The organism is Tsuneonella suprasediminis (assembly GCF_003605755.1).
GTDB classification, from domain to species: domain Bacteria; phylum Pseudomonadota; class Alphaproteobacteria; order Sphingomonadales; family Sphingomonadaceae; genus Tsuneonella; species Tsuneonella suprasediminis.
Map to the genome: position 1 here is coordinate 22,509 of NZ_RAHJ01000001.1, position 21,228 is coordinate 43,736.

Sequence of the window (21,228 nt, forward strand, 5' to 3'; positions counted from 1 at the left end):
CATTTGGCATTACGCGCCAGTGAACCGGCTTGTTCCGCTCCCTCTGCACAGCTAGTGCGCGCAGCTTATGGCATTACCTCCGATCTTGAGCTGGGAAGGGCTTGGCCTGCAGCAAGGCGGCCGCTGGTTGTTCGGCGGGCCCGATACCGGCGGGATCGACGTACATATCGGCCCGCGTGACCGGCTGGCGCTGATCGGGCGCAATGGTGCGGGCAAGACCACGCTGTTCCGCCTGATCGACAACCGGATCGAGGCCGACCGCGGCATCCGCAAGGTTAAACCCGGCACCCGCGTAGTGATGCTGGAGCAGGAACCGGACTTTACCGGCTGCGACACACTGATGGATTTCGCGCTGCGCGGCGAACACCCGCCAGCGCAGTATGAGGTGGAGGCAATCGCCGGGCAACTCGGCATCGATATGACCACTGCCGCAGCCGGGGCCAGCGGGGGCGAGAAACGCCGCGCTGCCATCGCCCGTGCACTGGCGCAGGAACCGGACGTTCTGCTGATGGACGAACCGACCAACCACCTCGACCTGGCGGCAATCGACTGGCTGGAAGACTGGCTGAGCCGGTACAAGGGCGCGTTCATGGTCATCAGCCACGACCGTACATTCCTGAAGCGCCTGACCACCGCGACTCTGTGGCTCGACCGCGGATCGATGCGGCGCAAGGATGTCGGCTTCGGTGGGTACGAGGCTTGGGAAGAACAGGTCTATGCCGAAGAGGCGCGCGCTGCCGAACGGCTCGACGCCCGGCTCAAGCTCGAGGCGCACTGGCTCGAACGTGGGGTGACTGCGCGGCGCAAGCGCAATCAGGGGCGGCTGGAAAAACTGTGGCAGATGCGCGCCGCCCGCGCGGCGATGATCAACCCGCAAGGCACAGCCAAACTACAACTGGCCGCCGGAACCGAATTCAAGAGCAAGTCGGTAATCGTGGCCGATAAGATCGGCAAATCATACGGTGATCGCAAAGTGATCCGCGATTTCTCGCTCCGCATCCAGCGCGGCGACCGGATCGGCGTGGTCGGGTCCAATGGCGCGGGCAAGACTACGCTGCTTAAGCTGCTGACCGGCGAAATCGCGCCCGACAGCGGCACGGTGGAGATTTCCCCCAAGCTGGCCGGGGTGATGATCGATCAGCAACGCAGCCTGATGGAGCCGGATCGGACTGTGCGGCAGGTTCTGGCCGAGGGCGGCGACTGGATCGACGTGGGCGACACGCGCAAACACGTGCAGGGCTATCTCAAGGAATTCCTGTTCGATCCGGCAATCGTAGATGCGAAAGTCGGCACGCTATCGGGTGGGGAACGCAGCCGGCTGTTGCTGGCCCGCGAATTCGCCCGCAAATCCAACCTGCTGGTGCTGGACGAGCCGACCAACGACCTCGATCTCGAAACGCTCGATCTGTTGCAGGAAGTGATCGCGGACTACGATGGCACCGTGCTGATTGTCAGCCACGACCGCGACTTTCTGGATCGCACCGTCACCATCACGCTGGGGCTGGATGGCACCGGTTATGTCGATGTCGTCGCCGGGGGATACGAAGACTGGGAAGCCAAGCGGACGCGCAAAATGTCCAAACCGGCGAAAGCATCGGGCGCCCAGCGAAGTGCGGATAGCACCGCGCCCGCGCCACAGAAGGAGAGCAAGAAGCTATCCTACAAGGATCAGCGCGACTACGAGCTACTGCCCGAACGGATCGAAGAGCTTGAGCGCGCTATCGCCCGCGGCGAAGAAATCCTCTCCGACCCGGAGCTGTACGCGAAAGACCCGCAGCGCTTCGCCAATATCTCGCAAGGGCTGGAAGACGCCCGCGCGGAAAAGGATGCAGCCGAAGAACGCTGGCTGATGCTGGCCGAACAGGTCGAGGGATAAGGGCCGGAAGCGGTTCCGGCCTTCCCCCTTAAGGCAGGCGATCAGTCGAACGAGAAGCTATCGGCAATCGCCATGTTCTTTTCGCGCACCATGCCGGGAATCAGGAAGAGATCGACCAGCACCCAAATTCCCAACGGGATCCACGCGAGAAACACCGTCACCCAACCCAGAAACCACAGCACCAGTTGGGCCACTGCGGTGCCAGTCTCGCCCAGATAGAACCGATGCGCGCCAAGCCCGCCAAATACGATGCACAAGAGATAGGCGACCCCCGCCGATTTCTTGTTCGCATCGTAAACCATATGGGCGCGTGCACTCGCCAGCGCAGCCCGTTCATCCGCCATAATCTGCTTCCCCCCTATTCAAAAGTCGCGATCAAGAATGCCAAGCATTTTGTTAAAATCAAGTATTCGCTGACACTTTCAGCCAATCCGATAATATTCGGCCACTCGGTCCAGCGCGATTTTCAGCACCAGTTTGCCGCTGCGCACGGGCCATTGCAGCGCCTTTTCTGCCGCCTGCACGGTTTCCCCGGCGCAAACCACTCGCCACAACACGTCCGCCAGATCGCTGCCAGCATGTGCCAACGCGCCATCGAAGCGTTGCTTTGCCGCCAGTTGTCGTTCGACCGGTGTCAGTTCGCTGCCGCCGCCGCTCTGTTTGATCCGCACCGGATCCCAGCGCATGGTTACGCGCGGGGCCAGTTGCGCGCGTTCGTAATCGGCGCGCAACCGTTCGCCGGCATCGAACAGGCGATCGTTCAGATATCCGTGGGTATAGAGCCAGCCAAGCGGGCTTTCCGCAAGGTTCATCGTCACAGTACGCCGCTTGCCCTTCACTCCGGGTCTGCGAGCGGGGCCCGCACTGGTCAGTTCACGTTCTGCGAGTTCGCGGCGCATGACATTCTCCTTTTGCACTGGGTGAGCCCCTTGCCAAAACGGATTGCTTGTAGGAAAGAGTGAACCGATTTGGTTAGGAGTGCGCAGTGATCAATCGTATCCGTACTATCCGCAGGCAGAAGGGTATGACTCTGGCCGACCTGGCAGAGGCGTGCGTGCCGCCCACCACTCCGCAAACCGTGGGGCGGCTCGAAACCGGCACCCGCAACCTGTCGCTCAAATGGATGGACCGGATCGCGGCTGCACTGGGTGTGGATCCCGAAACGCTTGTCCGTTCGGAAGCCAATGCCCGCCCGCAAGTCGTGGCCACGTTGGGTCGCGATGGAACCGAGGCTCTAGCTGCCCCACGCGACGCGCTGATGCCCACTGAGATCGGCGGGGATGCCATCCGCGTGGTGCTGACCATTGAAACAAGCGCGGGTGAATATCGCGCAGGCGACCAGCTCTGGCTGCGCCAGATACCCGTCGACGAAACCGCGCAGGCGATCAACCGCGACGTGCTTGTCCCGCGCAAAGGCGGACGATTCGCATTCGGCCGACTGATCGACCGGCGCGGATCGCTGGTGGGAATCCTGCCGGTCGGCATAGGGCAGAAGCAGATCGTCGTGGACGATCCCGCATGGATTGCTGTGGCGGAAATGCTGGTGCGCCCGTTGTGACCACGCCTCCGCCCCGTCGCGTGCTGTCGCTTTCCACGCTCTACCCCAATGCCGCCAATCGCCGTTTCGGCACGTTCGTCGCGCGCAGTCTGGAGGCGCTTGCCCGTCACCCTGAGTGGAGCGTGACCGTCATCAATCCCATCGGTGTACCGCCGATTGCCTTTGGTCGATACAAAGCCTTGCAGGCGGCGGCGGTCGATGCAGTGGAGAATGGCGTTGCGGTGCATCGCCCTACCTTCCCGCTGATCCCTCGACTGGGCGGACCGATCAACCCCCGCCTGATCGCCCGCGCGGCTCTGCCATTGGCGCGACGGCTTCATGCGGAGACTCCGTTCGATCTGGTCGATGCCCAGTTTTTCTATCCCGATGGTCCCGCCGCAGCGCGGATCGCCTCTGCGCTTGACCTGCCGCTGTCGATCAAGGCGCGCGGCGCGGACATCCATCACTGGGGCGCACGGTCCTCTGCCCGATGGCAAATGTTGGTGGCCGGGCGGCAAGCGGCGGGAATGCTGGCAGTATGCGGCCCGTTGGCAGACGATATGGCCGCCATTGGCCTGCCGCGTGACAAGATTACCCTGCACTACACCGGACTGGATCGGGATCGGTTTCGTCCTTTGCAACACACAGGGATGCGCGCGCAGGTGGCGCAGGAGCTTGGCAGCGCTATCCCGGCCAAAGCACCATTGCTCGTGTCCGTCGGCGCACTGATCCCGCGTAAGGGGCAGGCGCTGACGATAGAGGCACTGTCTGAATTGCCAGACGATACAGTGCTGTTGCTCATCGGCAAAGGGGAGGATGAGGCTGCGTTGCGCTCGCTCGCTGCCGAACGCGGTGTGACGGAACGGGTCCATTTCGTGGGCTTGCTCGACCACGATCTGCTGCCGCTAGTGCTATCCGCCGCCGATGCGATGGTGCTGCCTTCCGCCAGCGAAGGGCTGGCGAACGCATGGGTGGAGGCGCTGGCCTGCGGAACACCGCTGGTCATCACCGATACAGGCGGCGCGCGCGAAGTCGTTACCGGACCGGATGCGGGTGTTATCGTCGAACGAACCCCTGCCGCAATCGCCAGCGGAGTAAAGGCCCTGCTCGCTGCCCCGTCCCCACGATCCGCAACCGCCGCGATGGCAGACCGCTTCAGCTGGGAAACGAACGGCGCAGCGCTGGGCGAATACTATGAGCGACTGATCGGCGCGCGCTGACCTGCCGTCAGGGCAAATGGCGGCAGGTCCCGATAATCCGGGGCCGAGGTTCACTGCATCACCCGTGACCGCGGAATTGGATGCGGGATAACCAGGGCGATGTGTCGATACACCCGGCCACATCCCTCCCCTCGTCATTGCGAGGAGCGAAACGACGTGGCAATCCACGGACCGCGCTTTGTCTTCATCACAACCGCAGTAACGGGCGGGAGCGCCGCGCCATCGGTTGCCTCACTACCTTAAAAAGCCGGCGCCACCCCGGACGGATCAAGTCCGGGGCAGCGCATTTTGGCTTAGACTACCTTAAGGCATACTCGCTTCGCGAGCGAGCCGGTCCTGCTTGTCTGCGGCGGTCTCGGTTGGCACGAAGCTGTCCGATTTCACACCCAGCCAGATCAGGATCGGCGCTGCCATGTAGATCGAACTATACGTACCGATGAAGATACCCAGCGTAATCGCAGCGGCAAGTCCGAACAGGCTGGCCGGGCCAAAGATCAGCAACGGGATCAGCGCGATCAACAGCGTTAGCGATGTCATCACTGTACGCGCAAGCGTTTCGTTGACCGAAAGATCGAGCAGTTCAGGCAGCGGCATCTTGCGATACTTCTTCAGATTTTCGCGGATGCGGTCGTACACCACGATCGTATCGTTAAGCGAATACCCGATGATCGTCAGAATCGCCGCCACAATATTGAGATCGAACTCCATATGCGTGATCGCGAAGAAGCCCAGAGTCAGCGACACGTCGTGGAACAGCGCGAACAGCGCACCTACCCCGAATTGCCATTCGAACCGAATCCATATGTAGACCGAAATCGCCAGCATTGCGAAGCTGAGTGCCATCAGCCCCTTGCTGAATAGCTCGCTGGAGACTTTTCCCGATACCGAATCGATACCATCGATGCGGATATTAGGATGAGCCGCCTTCAGCGTTGCGACGATTTTCGCTGTCATCGTATTGGCGAGATCGGGCTTCTCATCCGCGCCTTCGGGCAGTTTTACCCGGATCGCCGCTTCGTTCGAGCCACCGTATCCCTGAATGATCGGATCGCCATAGCCGAGCGCGGAAATCTCGCTCCGCATCTTGGCAACCGGCACAGCCTGTTCGCCAACGAATGTGACGCGGATCATCTGGCCGCCGACGAAATCGACGCCCAGATTAAGCCCGTTGGTCAGCACGAGGCCCCAACTTGCCAGGATCAGCAAGACGCTGACGACGTAAAACGGCAAGCGCCAGCGCAGGAAATGAATGTTCGTGTTATCGGGGACGAGCTTGAGAAGTTTCATGGCGTTCGCTCCCCTATCAAATGTGAATGTCGCTGGGGCGGGTACGGCGCAACCAGCCGGCGGCCCACATGCGGGTAATGGTGACAGCGGTGAACATCGTGGTGATTACACCGATAACGAGGACGACCGCAAAACCTTTCACCGGCCCTTGTCCAAACAGGAACAGCAGGGTCGCGGCAATCACGTTGGTGATATTGGCGTCGTAAATAGCGCGGCTCGCTTCCTTGTATCCGGTTTCGACCGCCTGCATCACACGCCGACCACGTCTGCGCTCTTCACGAATACGCTCGTTAATCAGCACGTTGGCGTCGACCGCAGCGCCGATGGTCAACACAAAGCCAGCCAGGCCTGGCAATGTCAGCGTGGCGTTCATCACTGCCATGATCCCCAGGATCATCAACACGTTCAGTACCAGCGCGCAATTGGCATAGAAACCGAAGCGGCCATACGTCACGAGCATAAACAGCAGGACCAGTCCGGTGCCGACGCCCATCGCAATAAGCCCGCGTTCGATCGAATCCTTGCCCAGTTCCGGGTTGACGGTACGCTGTTCGATCACTTTCAGATCGACCGGCAGCGCGCCTGAACGCAGTGCAATCGCCAGTTGGTTGGCCGATTCAACAGTAAACCCACCGGAAATCGAAGCTGTGCCACCGCGGATCGGTTCATTGATGTTGGGTGCCGACAGCACCTTCCCATCGAGAATGATAGCGAACGGTTTGTTGACGTTCTGCGTCGTCAGGCGGGCAAACTTGTCCGCGCCTTGCTGATCGAACGTAATGTTGACCACTGGCTGATTGGTCTGCTGTTCGAAACCCTGCTGCGCGTTAACGAGGTTGTCGCCCTTGATCCCGCCGAGACGGCGTACGGCAATTTTCTGCCCGCCTTCAGCATAAGGCAGTATCTCGCTACCCGCAGGGGCGCGACCTGCCTGCACATCAGCGGGCAGCGCATCCAGATCGACCAGCTTGAATTCCAGCTTGGCGGTCTTGCCGATCAGCTCTTTCAGTGCTTCGGGGTTCTGCTGACCCGGCGCCTGCACCACGATGCGGTCGACATCCTGACGGATAATCGTCGGCTCCAGAGTACCGATGGCGTTGATGCGACGGTCGATCACATCCTTCGCGCTGTCCATCGCCTGATCGAGCGCGGTGTCGAGCCCTTCCTTGGTGGGCGTCAGAACGATGCGGGTTTCGTCGACAACCGACAGCGTCCATTCGCGAGTCATGCCAGTGCCGTTGATCATTGGCATCAGCAGTTCGCGGGCGCGATCGACGTCGCTCGCGTTCTCCACCATGAAGCTCAGCTTGTCGCCAGCGGTCGAAACATCGCCAATGCGAATCGCCGGGCTCGCCTTCCGCATTTCGGTGCGGACGGTTTCTTCCATCGATTCCAGTTTTTGCTGAGTGATCTGCCGCGGATCGGCTTCCAGCAGAATCTGGCTACCCCCGGCCAGATCGAGCCCAAGGTTCACCTTCGGGTCGGGCAAGCTGGCGGGCCATTGCTGGCCGGCGAGCGACACCACAGTGGGAAGCGATACAATGGCGACGGCCAGTACCAGCCCCCAGAGCCAGATCTTTTTCCAGCGCGGAAAATCGAGCATATGCAGGAATGCCTTCGCTTAGTCGTTCGCCGCCGAGCCACCCGGCGGAACGATATCGCCGATGGTGCTCTTCACCGCTTTCACCTTCACACCCTGCGCGATTTCGATATCGGCATAGTGTTCGTCCACCCGCACGACTTTACCGACCAGACCACCGGCTGTGACAACCTGATCGCCTTTCTTGATACCGGCGATTTTTTCGCGGTGTTCCTTCTGCTGGCGCATCTGCGGGCGGATCAGCAGGAACCAGAAAATCGCGATCATGCCGACAATCGGCAGCCAGCTCATCCAGACAGGCGGCGAACCGGCTGCAGAGGCGGCGGCAAGTAAATGAAGCATCGTGTTTTGGGCCTGTCGTAATTACGGTGGCGAGAGATATAGGTCCGGCACGGCGCCCCGCAAGCAGAACACCTTACCATTGCGCCGCGCGCCTAGCAGCATTGCCAGACAAGGGCAATCGACACCACCCCGATGCGCGCCGCCATTCAGCAAACAAATGATGCGAAGCCACCTTGCCACAACCGATACGCCCCCCTATAGGCGCGCCTCCACTGGTACGGGACGTAGCGCAGCCTGGTAGCGCACCATACTGGGGGTGTGGGGGTCGCTGGTTCGAATCCAGTCGTCCCGACCAGTGGTTTCAGATACTTAGCAGCCCTCGATATTGTCTCGAACTTGCTAAGTAATCACTGAGTAAGCACGCGCGTGACGGCGCTGATTGGCACTATGGTCTCAAGTTCGCATTCTCGGTTTGTGGACACGTGATGGCCATTCCCCTCGACCAGAAGACCCAGCGACTTCAGACTCCCTTAAAACTGGCGCTACGCAACGAAAAACTCCGCGTAATATTTCTGCCTTGTTTTCTTAATCCGCCTCCGAAATGCCGTGAGGTTGAAAATTCTCATCGCCGGGCGGCGGTACCTCCGAATCTTCTTGTTCCAATGCCGAATGCGGGTTTCGCAGCGGCGCTTCATTACCGCCCCGTCACCTACCCCTACTATGGGGTCGAACAACCCTAGGTGCGTCCGCAATTCGTAAATTCGCAGTGCGAATTCCGGCCGGTAGCCCTCTTCGCGAGAGACCGGCGCCAGCTTGTACTCGCACCAATCGTTCGGATGCTTCTTCGAAAGGGGCTTGCGCCGCTTCGCCTTGTGAGGGCACTTCATAATGTACGCCGCCCAGAATGCAGGGTTGCCGCGCTCCTTGGTTATCCTCGTAGCCGAGATGGGTCGCGCACCAAACGCTGACGACCAAGTTCGAGACGGGAGCGCATTAATTATACCCCCTTCTGTGTTGGTCAGCCCGCAAGGCATACGACGTGTGTCGAACCAAATTAGGGCATGGACGTGGATCAATAGCGTGCGCCCGCGAGCCTGTTGAGGCCAGTTGGTCAACACTTGGCATTCGATTACTGCCAACCCTTCCACACCCAGCTTTTTCTTGAACGAATTGTGCACCTTCTTTTTCAATGCACTGAGGGGGACGTAAGACTCTCGATCGTACAGTAGCCCTTCGTCGGCCAACATGGTCACGTGGTAGAATTCCAGAGAGGGGTTGGCGAGGTAAAGCTTGTCGACCTCGTCCACGAAATACCGACCCAACTCGAGCCAAGCTGTGAGATCAGACGCCAAGAGCGGTTCGGAAATAGGTCTATTTCCGCTCAATGCATCCAGATAAAGTCTCGCGCGCTTGCCCTGACCACGCGCGCGAACAGCCTTCCTGAGCATTCTACGAAATTCCGAATGGGAGTTTTCGAGATATTGATCCGCATCCTGACGTGTCTTCGGTTTAGCCTTGGCCATAGGTCTTACTCCCCATGAACACACTGCTCTCAGTTGTATGTGTAGCAACCCTGCGGAAGTGCTTCAGCTTGGAGAAGAACCGCTCGATTAAACTACATCCATCCGGAATCTCACACCGTGTGCAATTACTACCCCGATTTTCTTATTCTCCGCGAAGATGGCTCTACGCATCTTGTTGAGGTGAAGTCGGCATGGAAGTCGGGCGATCCCGTTGTAATCGCAAAAAAGGAAGCGGCGGAACATCTAGCTCACGATAACAGGTTCCATTATTCGCTCGTCACGAGGGACGATTTCGACGGTTTCCTCGCGGAAGGTACCGGATGGCAGCACTATTGCCGGCCAAAATCTCAGAACACGCTCACAATGTGAACAACACGGTGCTGGGCAGGGTGTCGCTGCCGTTTATAAGAAGCGATGAGCCCTGTTACCTGCTTTGCGGCATATTTGAGCCAATTCAAACAGACTGAATGCCATGTCAGTAGCATTTCTCCCTACTTCGCTTTGGGGCTAATGCAGGACTGCGGGGTATTCTCGACACATTGCAAAACGGGGTGCTCTTATTAGCAGCCACCGGTAAACCCACGTCACGTTCGCCCAGCCACTTCCGTAATGTGCACCACTCATCGCTGCCGATTTGCCGCAATGGCTCATTGCGCCGCCCATTCATCGACACGCGCAAATCGAAAACCTCCGGAAGATTGGGTTGCGTGTCTCCAAAATACCAAGCAGCGCCAAATACGAGCACGTTACGGCCCGACAAATCTGTGGCGACATTACTTTCGTCGTGTGTCGCATTTGGCTCTTGGTGCCACAGGCCGCCGTCGAGCCGGTAAATGTTGTCGGGCACGGGTGACCGATCTGGGCGCTTCCCACGAAACCGTCTATCGGCCCAATATTGTTCTAGCGGCAGCACTTCGGAAACCACACCAGCCCACCTAAGCGAGTGCGGGTTCTTTGACAGCCGTTTACCGTTGAACGCCAATACCAAATCACCCACTCGCGCGTTGCGGCGGATCCGCGGCTTGCAAACTGTTAATGTGACAGCCGGTGCCTCAAAATTAGGTGCCGAGCCTCGGTCGGTGGTGATGACATAGCTCCAAACTCTCATACGTGCGCGTCCAGTAGATCGGCCAACCAGTGCATCGCATCGGTCCTACCCGTAATATCCGCTACAAACTCTTGGCCCCTTGCGTCTGACTTTAGGCGACCTTGTCCTAACCAGCGATCCTGCGGGCGGTAAGTCCTCCCCACACCACCGGCTGTGGCATCTAGCCATGCTGGCACTGCCCAAGTGCTTGGCAAGCGACTGCCCGGCTCGGTGAGCTGAAATGCGCGCCTGAACTTGCCGCTCCCCGGGAGGTGGCGCCCTGCCAGCGTGAAGTTTTCAGAGGCTATATATATTGCATTGGCGTAGCTCCCCCAGCCTGGTCTGACATGTGGGTGATCGCGCAGCTATGCGTAGCGCTGCAATGCGCTAAGACCGTTATCGTTAAGGTCGCAAACAGCTTCGACATGCAGCCAGCCAAAAACTACGTGCCGCCTCGGCCCACGATAACGCCAAACTCCGTCGACAAACTCGGCTTGGCGGTAGAGCCCCCAGAACAGGAACAGATCACCGGTGGTCACGCGTTGATTGCGCAAGTGGCTAAGTGCCCTCGAAACTTGACCCAACGCGCCGCGCCAACCTGCGGGGCGACTATCAATTGCTGTAGGGTCGATATCGGGGTTCAAGTGGCATGGCCGCTTGCCGCTTGTGTTCAGGTCATGCGCCTGAGCACGGAGATCGGCGTTGAGCTGCCCGTACCTGGTTGGTGACGGTTTACGAGTCGGGATGGGCAGGCTTACGGGGCGCTCGCCGATCAGCGGGCTGGCACACCGGCCAGTTGCACTGTCCACGCCTTTCCTGCTGAATATGACCCGCATTAATAACTCCTGTGTTGGTTGTGCAGGATCGTCTATTACCTCCGAAGATCAAGGTAATCTTCAGCGGCATTCATGACACTTTGTCACTTTTGCAACATCGGTAGAACGGGGTTACGTTCGAAACTTCAAGGATGCAAAAGGTCGGGAATATGAGCGACACAAGCAATTCAAGCATCAACGCCCGTTTTTGGGGGCAGGACCCACGCTTCGTTGTAATCGGTGACGATCATTATCCTGTCCTTCTCACTGAGTATCTCGAGAATGGCGCTTACTGCGAAGATCTCACCGAGTTTCATGGCTATCGAGAGCAATTTTTTGCACTTGCCGAACGCCGAGCAAAAGCGGTGCTCGTGCGGAATGGGCAGGATTTTGAAGGTGAGGACGATCCAGAATGGGAAATGATTGGTCTTTACGAACTCGCGAACGTCGCGCTGAAAGGAAACAAACTTCGATGTGTAGTTGGACGGTTGATCGATAAGGTCGAAGAAGAAGATGTCTAGGCCGTGAACCCATAAAAGTTGCGGCCTTCTCAGGCCTATGCCAGACCTTCCCGCGATGAAGGAGAGCAGATGACTGAAACGTCATTCGTGGAGCGCAGGTTCGAGCTTGATGGCGGTGAATTGGCCGTCTGCTTTTTTACGCCATCAAAGGCACCTGGAGGCGAGTTCCAATGCCGTTATGTTATAGGATGGCCGGAACGAGAGGTTCGCCGGTTTGCGTGCGGGGAAGATGGTCTCCAAGCACTCATGCTGGCCATGCGGACGGTCCATTCCGATCTTGTCGAGAGCGAAGCTTACAAGGCTGGACGTCTTACTTTGTTTAAACAGGCCGATCTTGACCTTCCGCCCGCGTGGAGCGTTGGGCCGCTATACGACCCGCCACCACAGCCATGAGCCTTTTCAGGCCGCTATAATTCTGATTCAGGGTCGGGATGAGCCGATATGACCTTACCGACTTTGAGTGGCGCGTGATCGAGCCCCTGTTGCCCAATAAGCCGAGGGGCGTGCCGCGTGTCGATGACCGGCGCGTTTTGAACGGAATATTCTGGGTGCTGCGATCTGGCGCTCCATGGCACGATCTGCCGGAGCGCTATGGAGCGCGCACCACCTGCTACAACCGCTTTGCGCGATGGCGGAAGGCTGGCGTCTGGGATCGAATGATGGACGCCATCACCGCCGCGCACGATGGCGACATCCAGATGATCAATAGCACTTCCGTTCGCGCCCACCAGCAGGCAGCGACGGCAAAAAGGGGGATCGAGATCATTGTCTCGGTCGCTCCCGAGGCGGGCTTACGACCAAAATCCATGCGGTCGTCGACGGGCAAGGCCTCCCGATCCGGCTGAGCTTGACCGCAGGGCAAAGCCATGACGGCCAAGTCGCTGATGACCTGCTCGATCATGTTGGAGCCGGAACAATCGTTCTGGCGGACAAGGCCTACGATGCCGATCGCATTCGGGCGTCTCTCCGCGAGAAAGGGGCATTCGCCAACATCCCGCCAAAGTCCAACCGCCGATCAAAACCGTACTTCAGCACTTGGCTCTACCGAGAGCGGAACCTGATCGAGCGCTTCTTCTCCAAGCTGAAGCACTTCCGCCGCGTCGCCACACGCTACGATAAGCTGGCCGAAAACTTCCTCGCTATGGTCCAACTGGCGTCAATGCGCCTGTGGCTGCGTGCTTATGAGTCTACGCTCTAGTTAAGCCTTCCAATGGCATTCAGATCGTATCGCCTGAGCCGCGATTATTACTGGCTCCGATCACATTTAGACGCGTCCGCTTTGCGCCCTCATTTCGGTCGTTCGAGGGGTAGCCGGAGAGGCCCGAAAGCTGCCGTGTGTTCATCATAAATTGGATCACAGCTCGCTGCCGCCGAGATCATTCGGCGGCTTGCTAGTGTCGTGAGAAGCACAGCAGCAAGTCGATCGTGGACGCTCATTTACTCTGCTTGCTGCTACCGCTGGCACTGCGCCGCATTTTCTTGACGAAGCGAAACATGTCGCTGTTGTCTGGCAGTCCGCTCGGACTGGGCGTATGGGGATCGGGGTTTCGTTCGTGATAATATTCGACGATGTGGAAGCCACAGACGTTGACGTAGAAATGGATGTTCCGCTTCTCGAAATAGGGCGTGACCGTCTCCCAGCTGCAAGTCTCTGGGAACATCGCCTCTATCGCAGACCAGGCTGCCTTTCCGAGACCCTGTCCGTGCTTCCCGACAGTGATGAACAGAAGGTCGAGGAAGTTGGCCTGCGTATCGCGGTTGATCGTCACGACCGCGCCACCGACCCGCCGGTCATCTTGCATTATGTGCAGGACAACCGCGTTCGGGCTGGCCAGAGCTTTGTCCAGATCCGCATCGGACGGAATCGGCTCGTCCGGCAGTTCGCCCATTTCCTCGACCACTGCGATCGCGAAGGCTGCCTGCAGGTCGCGCTTGAAGGCGGGAAAGTCAGCCGGGTCCGTCAGGCTGAGCGTGATATCGTTTTGCGTCATTCCGGTTTCCATCTGAGAGTTCATACTCCACCGCCCAGCGCGCGATAGAGCGCGGTTGCGCTCGTGAGCTCGGCATGGCGCGCGCTGAGCAGCGCCTGCCGTGCGGCATAGACGGTGCGCTGCGCGTCGAGCAGTTCGAGGCGGCTGGTCGCGCCTGCTTGGTAGGACAGGCCCGAGAGTGCCAACCGGCGTTCGGCCTGCTCCATCGCCGCCTGCTGGGCGGTCAGCTGATCCGTGAAGGTGGCCCGCGCGGCGAGGCCGTCTGCGACTTCGCGAAAGGCGGTCTGGATCGTCTTCTCGTAAGTCGCGACCGCGATCGAGCTGCGGATGCGCGACAGGTCGAGCGAGGCCTGAAGTTCTCCACCGCGGAAGATCGGGACCGACAGCGCAGGCGCGAAGGACCAGCTCTGATTGCCTGCGCCCCCAAGCGTCTGGAGCGCCTGGCTGGCAAAGCCGAATGCCCCGGTGAGCGACAACCGAGGGAAGAAGGCCGCCCGCGCCGCACCAATATCGGCGTTGGCTGCGCGCAGCTCATGCTCGGCCTGCATGATGTCGGGGCGGCGGGTCAGCAGGTCCGACGGCGTATCGGCTGCCAGCGCGGTCTGGATCGGCTGCGCCATCAGATCGACCGGCGACGGCAGGTCGGCCGGGATCGGCGCACCGACCGCGAGGGTCAGTGCATTGGTCGCCTGCTGCCATTCGCGCTGGCGCTGCGCCATATCCGCCTCGGCCTGGCGGACCTGCCCTTCGGCCTGCGCGAGATCGAGGCCGCTCGACTGGCCTGCATCATGCAGCCGGCGGGCCAGCGCCAGCGAGGCCTGCCAGTCGGCCAGCGTCGCGTCGGTCAGGCGGACCTGCTCTTCGGCAAGTCGCTCTGCCAGATAGGCGTCGGCGACCGCGCTGATCACGGTCAGCCGCATGGCACGCTGGCCCTCGCGCGAGGCGAGGTAGCGCTCAGTCGCCGCGGCATTCTGGGCGCGCAGGCGACCGAACAGATCGATCTCGAAACTGGTCAGCGCCACCTGCAAGGTGAACTGGCCGGAAGAGGTACTGGTCTGGCCAGCGGCAACCTCACCGCCAGCCCGCTGGCGCGTATAGCCCGTGTCGAGATTGACATTGGGCAGGCTCTGCGCGCGCTGCATGTGGATTTGCGCGCGGGCCGCCTCGGCATTGAGCGCTGCGATCCTGAGATCGCGGTTCTCGTCCAGCGCCAGCGCAATCAGCGCCTGCAGCCGGGCATCGCCGAACATGCCCCGCCATTCTGGGACGGCCTCGCCGCCCATCTCAAGCGGAAAAGTCGCGGCCACCGGCGGCGTGGGCAGGGTCAGCTTCGGGGTCATCGAGCATGCGCTCGTCGCCAGCAGCAGCCCGATCGTGAGCACGCGCACTCTCATGCCCTCGCTCCCCGCATCCGCTCGACAAGGCCCAACACCACCACGAAGAAGACGGGCACGAACAGGATGGCCAGCACCGTGCCGGTGATCATGCCGCCGAAGACCCCGGTGCCGAGCGCCGCCTGCGTTTCCGCGCTGGCACCGCGCGCCAGCATCAGCGGCATCACCCCCAGCGTGAAGGCCAGGCTGGTCATCACGATCGGGCGCAGGCGAACTTTCGCGGCGGCCAGAGCCGCATCGCGCAAACTCATGCCTTCTTCGCGATAGCTCTTGGCGAATTCGACGATCAGGATCGCGTTTTTCGCGCTCAGGCCGATGATCGTGATCAGGCCGACGCGGAAGAAGATGTCGTTGTCCATCCCGCGCAGCAACACTGCAGCCACCGCGCCGATCAGCCCCAGCGGTACCACCAGCATGACCGAGGCCGGGATCGCCCAGCTTTCGTAAAGGGCGGCAAGCACGAGGAAGACGACCAGCATCGACAGCGCGAGCAGCAACGGTCCCTGCGCGCCAGCATGGCGTTCTTGCAGCGATGCGCCGGTCCAATCGATTCCGAAGCCGTCAGGCAGCTTGGCCGCGACCGCTTCCATCGCCTTCATCGCATCGCCGCTCGATACGCCGGACGCAGGCGAGCCGGTGATGCTGATCGCGGGATAGCCGTTGTAATTGGACAGTTGCAGCGGTCCGTTCTGCCATTTCGGCGTCACGAAAGCGCCCAGCGCCACGGTCCCTCCGGCAGAGTTGGCGACCCGCAGGGCCAGCAGATCGTCGAGGTTCATACGCGAGGGCGCGTCGGCCTGGACGATCACCTGTTGCAGCCGCCCCTGATTGGGGAAGTCGTTGACATAAGCGCTGCCCAGTGCCGTCCCGATCATGTCGGTGATCGCGGTGAAGGATACGCCCATCGCGCGCGCCTTCGCCCGGTCGATGTCGAGGCGGACATTGGTGCCGCCCGGCAGTCCGTCGGCGTAAACATCCTTCAGCTTCGGATTGCCAGCGGCGAGTTCGAGCAACTGGTTCTTCGCTGCATCGAGCGCTTCGCGCCCCTTGCCCGCGCGGTCTTCGAGTTGGAGCGTGAAGCCCGAGGATGTGCCCAGTTCATCGATCGCTGGCGGCATCATGTTCATGACCGTCCCTTCGTGGACAGCCTTGGCCATCGCGGCATCGGCTGCCGCGATTTCCTTGCGCACGTCGGTGCCCGGTTTGAGCATGGTGTAGATCATCGCCGCATTGGCGCCCGAGCCGGAAAAGCCGAAGCCGAGCACCGCCTGCGTCGTCTGGACGCCGGGGCGCGTGTTCGCGAACCGCTCGAACGCCGTCACCGCTTCCAGCGTGCGGTTGGCGGTCGCGTCGGCAGGCAGCTGGAAGGTCGTCATGTAATAGCCCTGGTCTTCTTCGGGCAGGAAGGACGACGGCAGGTTGACGAAAGCGATGCCGAGCAGCCCGATCAGCAGCGCGAAAATCGCCATCATTCGCCCGGTGCGCTTGACGAGCTTGCCGACCCAGTCCTCGTACCGCGCGGTCACGCGCTCGAACCAGTGATCGAACGCCTGGAAGACACGGTTCTTGGGTCGCTCCCGCTCCACCGGCTTGAGCAAGGTGGCGCAAAGCGCTGGCGTGAGGGTGAGCGCGAGGAAGGCGGAAAACAGGATCGAAACCGCCATCGCCATCGTGAACTGGCGATAGATCGTGCCGACCGATCCCGAGGCGAAGGCCATGGGGATGAACACCGCCGACAGGACGAGCGTGATCCCGATGATCGCGGGCGTGATTTCCGCCATCGCACGGATCGTGGCCTCGCGCGGTGGCAGATTTTCCTTGTGCATCAGGCGCTCGACATTCTCGACCACGACGATTGCATCGTCGACGATGATGCCGATCGCCAGCACCATGCCGAACATGGTCAGCACGTTGATCGAAAAACCGGCGAGCAGCATCACCGCAATCGTGCCAAGCAGCGCGATTGGCGCGACGATGGCAGGGATCAGCGTGTAGCGGACTTTCTGCAGGAACAGGTACATCACCAGAAAGACGAGGATCATCGCCTCCACCAGCGTGTGCAGCACCTTCTCGATCGAAATCTTGACGTAGGGTGCCGTGTCGAACGGAGCCGACCAGCTGACCCCCTGGGGGAAGGAGCCTGAAAGCTCTGCCATGCGCGCCTTGACCGCCTTCGATACGGCCACCGCGTTCGCGCCCGGCGACAGCTGGATCGCGGCGGAGGCGGCTTCCTTGCCGTTTTCGCGGGTGGCGGTGCCGAAGCTCTGACGGCCAAGCTCGATGCGCGCGACCTTGTCCAGCGTGACCGACGAGCCGTCGGCCTTCGCCTTCAGAATGATCGCGCCGAAATCCTCCGGCGTCTTGAGCTGGCCGTCGGCAGTCACCGGGACAGTGACGCGCTGCTCCTGCGTCGTCGGCTCGGTGCCGAGCGAGCCCGGTGCGATCTGGATATTCTGGTCGCCAATCGCGGCGGTCACGTCGCTGGCGGTCAGTCCGTATCCGGTCAGCTTCGCAGGATCGAGCCAGATCCGCATCGCGCGTTCGGCCGAGAAATTCTGCACTCGCCCCACGCCGGGGATGCGCTTCAATTCATCTATGACGCTGCGGTTCATATAGTCCGCCAGCGCAACCTCGTCGCGGCGACCATCCTCAGACATCAGGCTGACGATCATGAGGAAGCCCGATGTAGCAGATTCCACCGTAACCCCTCCCTGACGCACCGCCTGCGGCAGCCGGGCCTCGATCGCTTTCAGCCGGTTCTGCACGTCGACCTGCGCCAGTTCGACATTGGTGCCGGGGCGGAAGGTGGCCGTCACATTCGCACCGCCTGAAGTGTCGGCGCTGCTGGTGAAATAGAGCAGGTTCTTCACCCCCGACAGCTCGCGCTCGATCAGGGAGACGACGCTGTCGTTCACGGTCTGCGGGGTGGCACCGGGATAGGTGGCGAAGATGCTGACGCTGGGCGGTGCGACGCTGGGAAAGCGGGCGACAGGCATCTTGGGCAAGGCGATGATGCCGCCCAGCACGATGGCGATCGCAATGACCCAGGCGAAGACCGGGCGGTCGATGAAGAAACGGGGCATGGGGACGGCCTTCTCAGCTCTTGCGCCAGGGGAGCGGCTTGACGGGCGTGTTGGGCTGGACGCGGTCCTGCCCCTCGACGATCACGCGGTCGCCGCGCCTGAGGCCGGACTGGATCACATAGCGTCCGTCCACGATGGCTCCCGGGATGACGCGGCGCACCCGCACCCGGTCGTTCTGTCCCACCACGCTGACCTGCGCGTTCCCTTCGGAATCGCGGGTGACCGCCTGTTGCGGTACAGTCAGCGCAGCCGGCATGGAGGCGCGGGGCAGGCGGGCGCGGACATACATGCCCGGCAGCAGCAGCTCGCCCGGATTGTCGACCGATACGCGGACCAGCACGTCGCCAGTGCCCGGATCGACGGTGATGCCCGAAAACAGCACCCGCCCTTTGACCGGGTGGACCTGGCCAGTCGCGGTGACGATCTCCACAGGGCCGTCCGCGCTTTTCGAGGCGCGCAGGGCGGCATAACGTTCGGCGGGCTGGCGGATATCGACATAGACACGGTCGATCTGTTGGATGGTCGCCAGCGGAGTGGTGTCTCCCGCCGTCACCAGAGCGCCCTGGGTAACGTTGGCCTCGCCGATCCGCCCGGAAATGGGCGCAGTCACGCGTGAGAAGCCGACGTCCAGCTGCCTGCGCCGCAGGGCCGCACGGGCTTCTTCAACGGCCGCCGCCGCCTGGTTGCGGGCGGCGAGAGCATCGTCATAGCTCTGCTGGCTGATCGCATCGGCGGTGGCGAGCGGCTTCAGCCGATCGGCCTGGGTTTTCGCCTGGGCGTATGCGGCGGATGCCCGTGCCAGCGTCGCGCGGGCGCTGTCCGCATCCGCGCGATAAGGGGCGGGGTTGATCTGGAACAGCGGCTGACCGGCGCGGACCAGCGCGCCCTGCTCGAACAGTTGGCTCTGCACGATGCCAGAAACCTGCGGGCGGATCTCGGCGACCTGCCACGCGACCACGCGTCCAGGAAGCTCTTCCGTAATGGTGACGGGCGAAGGGACTACGGTCGTCGTCAGCACCTCAACAGCAGCCGGCTGGGCGGCAGGTTCCTCGGCAGCACATGCCGTCAGCAGAGGGAACACCAGCACCGGAAGGAGGGCGCGGCGGAGTGGGGGGATAGCTATCATGCTGGGCCATCTCGTCCCGAACGGTTGCTCCATCGTCGAGACTGTATGGAGATTGTGTGGAGCCATCTGGCGCAGTGCGCCCCGGCGCTGCTAAGTGCCGGTCATGAACGCGCTTGCCCTGATCGCCGAGGATGACAAGGATATCGCCGATATCCTGCGCGCCTATCTGGAGCGCGAGGGTTTTCGCACGGTGCAGGCCAGCGACGGACACGTTGCTCTCGATGTCCATCTCGCGCTCAAGCCCGACATCGTCCTTCTCGACATCACCATGCCCAGGGCCGACGGGTGGGAGGTTCTGTCCGAAATCCGGCGGCGTGGCGGCACGCCGGTGATCGTCATCACTGCGCTCGATCAGGATCTTGACAAGCTTCAGGCGTTACGCGTCGGCGCGGACGACTACGTCATCAAGCCGTTCAACCCGGTCGAGGTGGTTGCTCGCGTCAAAGCGGTGCTGCGGCGATCGAGTGGTGCGGGTGCTAGCGGTGTCCTGCGGATCGGCCCGGTCGAGATCGACACCACCGCGCATATCGTGCGCGTGGGTGAACTGGACGTGGCGCTGACGCTCACCGAATTTCGCCTGCTGGCGCATATGGCGCGCAGCCCGACGCGGGTGTTCTCGCGCAGCGAACTGGTCGATGCCTGCATGCCGGGATCGGACGCGCTCGACCGCACCGTGGACAGCCACATCAGCAAGTTACGGCGCAAACTCCAGCAGACTGGGGCTCCGGACATGCCCGAAGGCGTGCGTGGCGTGGGCTATCGGCTAGCAACTCGCGCATGAGCAAGGGCATTAGCCTGACTCGGCAGTTGTCAGTCGCGATGGCCGCACTGTCAGTGCTGATGATCGCCGTCAGCACGGCGGCTTTCTACGTTGCTTATGCCTTGCTGGAGCGTTGGCGCATCGTTGCGCCGATCCCTTCCGAGACAGAGGATACTGTCGAAGTCGACATTGCGATAACATTGGGGATTGCCATCGTCGGGCTGGCCATCGCTATCGCTCTGGCTGTGTGGCTGGCGCGTCGGATCGTCGGCCCGATGGGGGCAGTCGGTGAGGCCGCCCGCCAGATTGCTCAGGGTGATCTGGCGGCACGTGTGGAGCCCTTGCCCGAAGCCCAAGGCGAAACCGCGACGCTGATCGCGGATTTCAACGCGATGGCGGATCGGTTGGAGCGGATGGCCAAGGATGTCAGCACATGGAACGCCCAGATCGCGCACGAACTACGTACCCCGCTCACCATTCTGCAAGGGCGATTGCAGGGCGCGAAGGACGGGGTCTTTCCGCTCGACGCAATGCTGATCGACGGCTTGCTGATACAGGTCGCCGGGTTGACGCGCCTGGTCGAGGACCTGCGCAGCGTCAGCCTGGCGGACAGCGGACGGCTAGAACTGGTCCTGACCGAAGTCGATCTGGCTGCGGAGATCGAAGGCCTGGCACCCACGCTGCGCTCAATGCTGGAACCGGCTGGCTTCGCGCTCGCGCTCGATCTTGCACGCGGTACGATCCGTGCCGACGCGGCGCGTATCCGTCAGGCCGTGCTGGCTTTGGTCGACAACGCCTACCGTCATGCCGATCCGTGTGAGATCGTCATTCGAGTATCATATCTCCCCGGCGGCATGTCGATTGCAGTAGACGATGATGGCCCCGGCCTAGCGCCTGGCTTCGAGGAAGATGCGTTTCGACTCTTCGTCCGTGGCGGGACCTCTGGCAGCGGCACCGGCCTGGGACTCTCAGTAGTTCGCGGGATCGCGCGCGCACATGGTGGCCAAATTGCCTTTCGGCGCGATGGGATGCGATCTACTTTTGAAATCAGGCTATCGGAGGAATTGATATAGTGAACCGCCCCGGGATTGTCGGAGGCCCTAACTCCTGAGAGGAAGGGTCTACG

20 protein-coding genes, 1 tRNA gene and 1 pseudogene are annotated in these 21,228 nt (G+C 61.3%); 10 read left to right on the top strand and 12 right to left on the bottom strand.

Annotated elements, in window-relative coordinates; all coding sequences use genetic code 11:
• The first annotated feature begins 67 nt into the window (after positions 1-67).
• Entirely contained in the window at positions 68-1,876 is a 1,809-nt protein-coding gene (locus D6858_RS00135; RefSeq protein WP_120105845.1) for an ABC-F family ATP-binding cassette domain-containing protein, read from the top strand.
• Positions 1,877-1,917: 41 nt separating this feature from the next.
• Here D6858_RS00135 and D6858_RS00140 read toward each other — a convergent pair whose 3' ends face one another.
• Together D6858_RS00140 and D6858_RS00145 are read right to left on the bottom strand one after the other, a co-directional pair.
• A complete protein-coding gene (locus D6858_RS00140) occupies positions 1,918-2,220 on the bottom strand; it encodes a TM2 domain-containing protein (RefSeq protein ID WP_120105847.1) in 303 nt (100 codons plus the stop codon).
• A 78-nt stretch (positions 2,221-2,298) separates the two neighbouring features.
• Complete coding sequence (locus tag D6858_RS00145; RefSeq protein WP_120105877.1) at positions 2,299-2,775, bottom strand: DUF6456 domain-containing protein; 477 nt, start codon at positions 2,773-2,775, stop codon at positions 2,299-2,301.
• A gap of 86 nt (positions 2,776-2,861) precedes the next feature.
• Here D6858_RS00145 and D6858_RS00150 point away from each other — a divergent pair, with 86 nt between their 5' ends.
• Both D6858_RS00150 and D6858_RS00155 read left to right on the top strand, forming a co-directional pair.
• Entirely contained in the window at positions 2,862-3,434 is a 573-nt protein-coding gene (locus D6858_RS00150; protein ID WP_120105849.1) for a helix-turn-helix domain-containing protein, read from the top strand.
• Positions 3,431-4,633, top strand: coding sequence for a glycosyltransferase (locus D6858_RS00155; protein ID WP_240623616.1), 1,203 nt, complete (start codon positions 3,431-3,433; stop codon positions 4,631-4,633). The genes D6858_RS00150 and D6858_RS00155 overlap by 4 nt, the downstream gene beginning before the upstream one ends.
• Positions 4,634-4,936: 303 nt before the next feature.
• Here D6858_RS00155 and secF read toward each other — a convergent pair whose 3' ends face one another.
• From secF to yajC, 3 genes are read right to left on the bottom strand one after another with little or no spacing between them, the layout of a single operon-like run.
• Positions 4,937-5,920 carry a protein translocase subunit SecF gene (gene secF / locus D6858_RS00160; RefSeq protein ID WP_120105853.1) on the bottom strand — a complete coding sequence of 328 codons (984 nt, stop codon included), beginning with the start codon at positions 5,918-5,920 and terminating at the stop codon, positions 4,937-4,939.
• 16 nt (positions 5,921-5,936) lie between these two features.
• Positions 5,937-7,523 (bottom strand): protein translocase subunit SecD, encoded by a 1,587-nt coding sequence (secD, locus tag D6858_RS00165; protein ID WP_120105855.1) that lies wholly within the window; start codon positions 7,521-7,523, stop codon positions 5,937-5,939.
• A gap of 18 nt (positions 7,524-7,541) precedes the next feature.
• Positions 7,542-7,862: a preprotein translocase subunit YajC gene (gene yajC / locus D6858_RS00170; RefSeq protein ID WP_102154508.1), complete on the bottom strand. Its 321-nt coding sequence runs from the start codon at positions 7,860-7,862 to the stop codon at positions 7,542-7,544.
• A 218-nt stretch (positions 7,863-8,080) separates the two neighbouring features.
• Between yajC and D6858_RS00175 the strand changes: the two genes are divergently transcribed.
• Positions 8,081-8,157: transfer RNA gene (locus tag D6858_RS00175), tRNA-Pro, on the top strand.
• A 187-nt stretch (positions 8,158-8,344) separates the two neighbouring features.
• Here D6858_RS00175 and D6858_RS00180 read toward each other — a convergent pair.
• Positions 8,345-9,325, bottom strand: coding sequence for a hypothetical protein (locus D6858_RS00180; protein ID WP_133305202.1), 981 nt, complete (start codon positions 9,323-9,325; stop codon positions 8,345-8,347).
• A gap of 96 nt (positions 9,326-9,421) precedes the next feature.
• On the opposite strand from D6858_RS00180, the gene D6858_RS16245 reads away from it, so the two are divergent.
• Complete coding sequence (locus tag D6858_RS16245) at positions 9,422-9,694, top strand: TnsA endonuclease N-terminal domain-containing protein (RefSeq protein WP_338067253.1); 273 nt, start codon at positions 9,422-9,424, stop codon at positions 9,692-9,694.
• A gap of 106 nt (positions 9,695-9,800) precedes the next feature.
• On the opposite strand, the gene D6858_RS16275 is transcribed toward D6858_RS16245, so the two are convergent.
• Both D6858_RS16275 and D6858_RS16280 read right to left on the bottom strand, forming a co-directional pair.
• The gene (locus D6858_RS16275) at positions 9,801-10,433 is read right to left on the bottom strand and encodes an Nmad2 family putative nucleotide modification protein (protein WP_165859579.1); all 633 of its coding nucleotides are present in this window, start codon (positions 10,431-10,433) and stop codon (positions 9,801-9,803) included.
• Positions 10,430-11,248: pseudogene (locus tag D6858_RS16280) on the bottom strand (Nmad3 family putative nucleotide modification protein). The gene D6858_RS16275 and the pseudogene D6858_RS16280 overlap by 4 nt, the downstream one beginning before the upstream one ends.
• A 149-nt stretch (positions 11,249-11,397) precedes the next feature.
• On the opposite strand from D6858_RS16280, the gene D6858_RS00195 reads away from it, so the two are divergent.
• The 3 genes from D6858_RS00195 to D6858_RS00200 all read left to right on the top strand — a co-directional run bounded on the left by D6858_RS00195 (position 11,398) and on the right by D6858_RS00200 (position 12,946).
• Complete coding sequence (locus D6858_RS00195) at positions 11,398-11,748, top strand: hypothetical protein (RefSeq protein ID WP_133305203.1); 351 nt, start codon at positions 11,398-11,400, stop codon at positions 11,746-11,748.
• 69 nt (positions 11,749-11,817) lie between these two features.
• The gene (locus D6858_RS16285; protein ID WP_420823813.1) at positions 11,818-12,141 is read left to right on the top strand and encodes a DUF6968 family protein; all 324 of its coding nucleotides are present in this window, start codon (positions 11,818-11,820) and stop codon (positions 12,139-12,141) included.
• 38 nt (positions 12,142-12,179) lie between these two features.
• Positions 12,180-12,946 (top strand): IS5 family transposase gene (locus D6858_RS00200; protein ID WP_120105863.1). Its coding sequence is split into 2 segments (ribosomal slippage): positions 12,180-12,492 and positions 12,492-12,946, totalling 768 coding nucleotides; the frame shifts between segments, so codons are not numbered across the junction.
• Positions 12,947-13,181: 235 nt separating this feature from the next.
• Here the strand turns inward: D6858_RS00200 and D6858_RS00205 are convergent.
• Genes D6858_RS00205 through D6858_RS00220 form a run of 4 tightly spaced genes read right to left on the bottom strand, consistent with a single transcriptional unit; the run spans position 13,182 to position 19,303 of the window.
• On the bottom strand, positions 13,182-13,763 hold the full coding sequence (locus tag D6858_RS00205; protein ID WP_205664834.1) for a GNAT family N-acetyltransferase: 582 nt from the start codon (positions 13,761-13,763) through the stop codon (positions 13,182-13,184).
• On the bottom strand, positions 13,760-15,133 hold the full coding sequence (locus D6858_RS00210) for an efflux transporter outer membrane subunit (RefSeq protein WP_120105865.1): 1,374 nt from the start codon (positions 15,131-15,133) through the stop codon (positions 13,760-13,762). Before D6858_RS00210 ends, D6858_RS00205 begins: the two co-directional genes overlap by 4 nt.
• The gene (locus D6858_RS00215; protein WP_120105867.1) at positions 15,130-18,216 is read right to left on the bottom strand and encodes a multidrug efflux RND transporter permease subunit; all 3,087 of its coding nucleotides are present in this window, start codon (positions 18,214-18,216) and stop codon (positions 15,130-15,132) included. The genes D6858_RS00210 and D6858_RS00215 overlap by 4 nt, the downstream gene beginning before the upstream one ends.
• Before the next feature lie 13 nt (positions 18,217-18,229).
• The gene (locus D6858_RS00220; protein WP_240623617.1) at positions 18,230-19,303 is read right to left on the bottom strand and encodes an efflux RND transporter periplasmic adaptor subunit; all 1,074 of its coding nucleotides are present in this window, start codon (positions 19,301-19,303) and stop codon (positions 18,230-18,232) included.
• 142 nt (positions 19,304-19,445) lie between these two features.
• On the opposite strand from D6858_RS00220, the gene D6858_RS00225 reads away from it, so the two are divergent.
• Positions 19,446-20,123, top strand: a complete 678-nt coding sequence (locus tag D6858_RS00225; protein ID WP_120105869.1) for a response regulator — start codon at positions 19,446-19,448, stop codon at positions 20,121-20,123.
• Complete coding sequence (locus D6858_RS00230; protein WP_120105871.1) at positions 20,120-21,175, top strand: ATP-binding protein; 1,056 nt, start codon at positions 20,120-20,122, stop codon at positions 21,173-21,175. Before D6858_RS00225 ends, D6858_RS00230 begins: the two co-directional genes overlap by 4 nt.
• Positions 21,176-21,228: the final 53 nt, after the last annotated feature.

Bases quoted from the DNA above. Each gene is read 5' to 3' on its own strand.
- D6858_RS00135 (WP_120105845.1), top strand. From the start codon at position 68: ATGGCATTACCTCCGATCTTGAGCTGGGAAGGGCTTGGCCTGCAGCAA.
- D6858_RS00140 (WP_120105847.1), bottom strand. From the start codon at position 2,220: ATGGCGGATGAACGGGCTGCGCTGGCGAGTGCACGCGCCCATATGGTT.
- D6858_RS00145 (WP_120105877.1), bottom strand. From the start codon at position 2,775: ATGCGCCGCGAACTCGCAGAACGTGAACTGACCAGTGCGGGCCCCGCT.
- secF (WP_120105853.1), bottom strand. From the start codon at position 5,920: ATGAAACTTCTCAAGCTCGTCCCCGATAACACGAACATTCATTTCCTG.
- secD (WP_120105855.1), bottom strand. From the start codon at position 7,523: ATGCTCGATTTTCCGCGCTGGAAAAAGATCTGGCTCTGGGGGCTGGTA.
- yajC (WP_102154508.1), bottom strand. From the start codon at position 7,862: ATGCTTCATTTACTTGCCGCCGCCTCTGCAGCCGGTTCGCCGCCTGTC.
- D6858_RS00180 (WP_133305202.1), bottom strand. From the start codon at position 9,325: ATGGCCAAGGCTAAACCGAAGACACGTCAGGATGCGGATCAATATCTC.
- D6858_RS16275 (WP_165859579.1), bottom strand. From the start codon at position 10,433: ATGAGAGTTTGGAGCTATGTCATCACCACCGACCGAGGCTCGGCACCT.
- D6858_RS00195 (WP_133305203.1), top strand. From the start codon at position 11,398: ATGAGCGACACAAGCAATTCAAGCATCAACGCCCGTTTTTGGGGGCAG.
- D6858_RS16285 (WP_420823813.1), top strand. From the start codon at position 11,818: ATGACTGAAACGTCATTCGTGGAGCGCAGGTTCGAGCTTGATGGCGGT.
- D6858_RS00205 (WP_205664834.1), bottom strand. From the start codon at position 13,763: ATGAACTCTCAGATGGAAACCGGAATGACGCAAAACGATATCACGCTC.
- D6858_RS00210 (WP_120105865.1), bottom strand. From the start codon at position 15,133: ATGAGAGTGCGCGTGCTCACGATCGGGCTGCTGCTGGCGACGAGCGCA.
- D6858_RS00215 (WP_120105867.1), bottom strand. From the start codon at position 18,216: ATGCCCCGTTTCTTCATCGACCGCCCGGTCTTCGCCTGGGTCATTGCG.
- D6858_RS00225 (WP_120105869.1), top strand. From the start codon at position 19,446: ATGAACGCGCTTGCCCTGATCGCCGAGGATGACAAGGATATCGCCGAT.
- D6858_RS00230 (WP_120105871.1), top strand. From the start codon at position 20,120: ATGAGCAAGGGCATTAGCCTGACTCGGCAGTTGTCAGTCGCGATGGCC.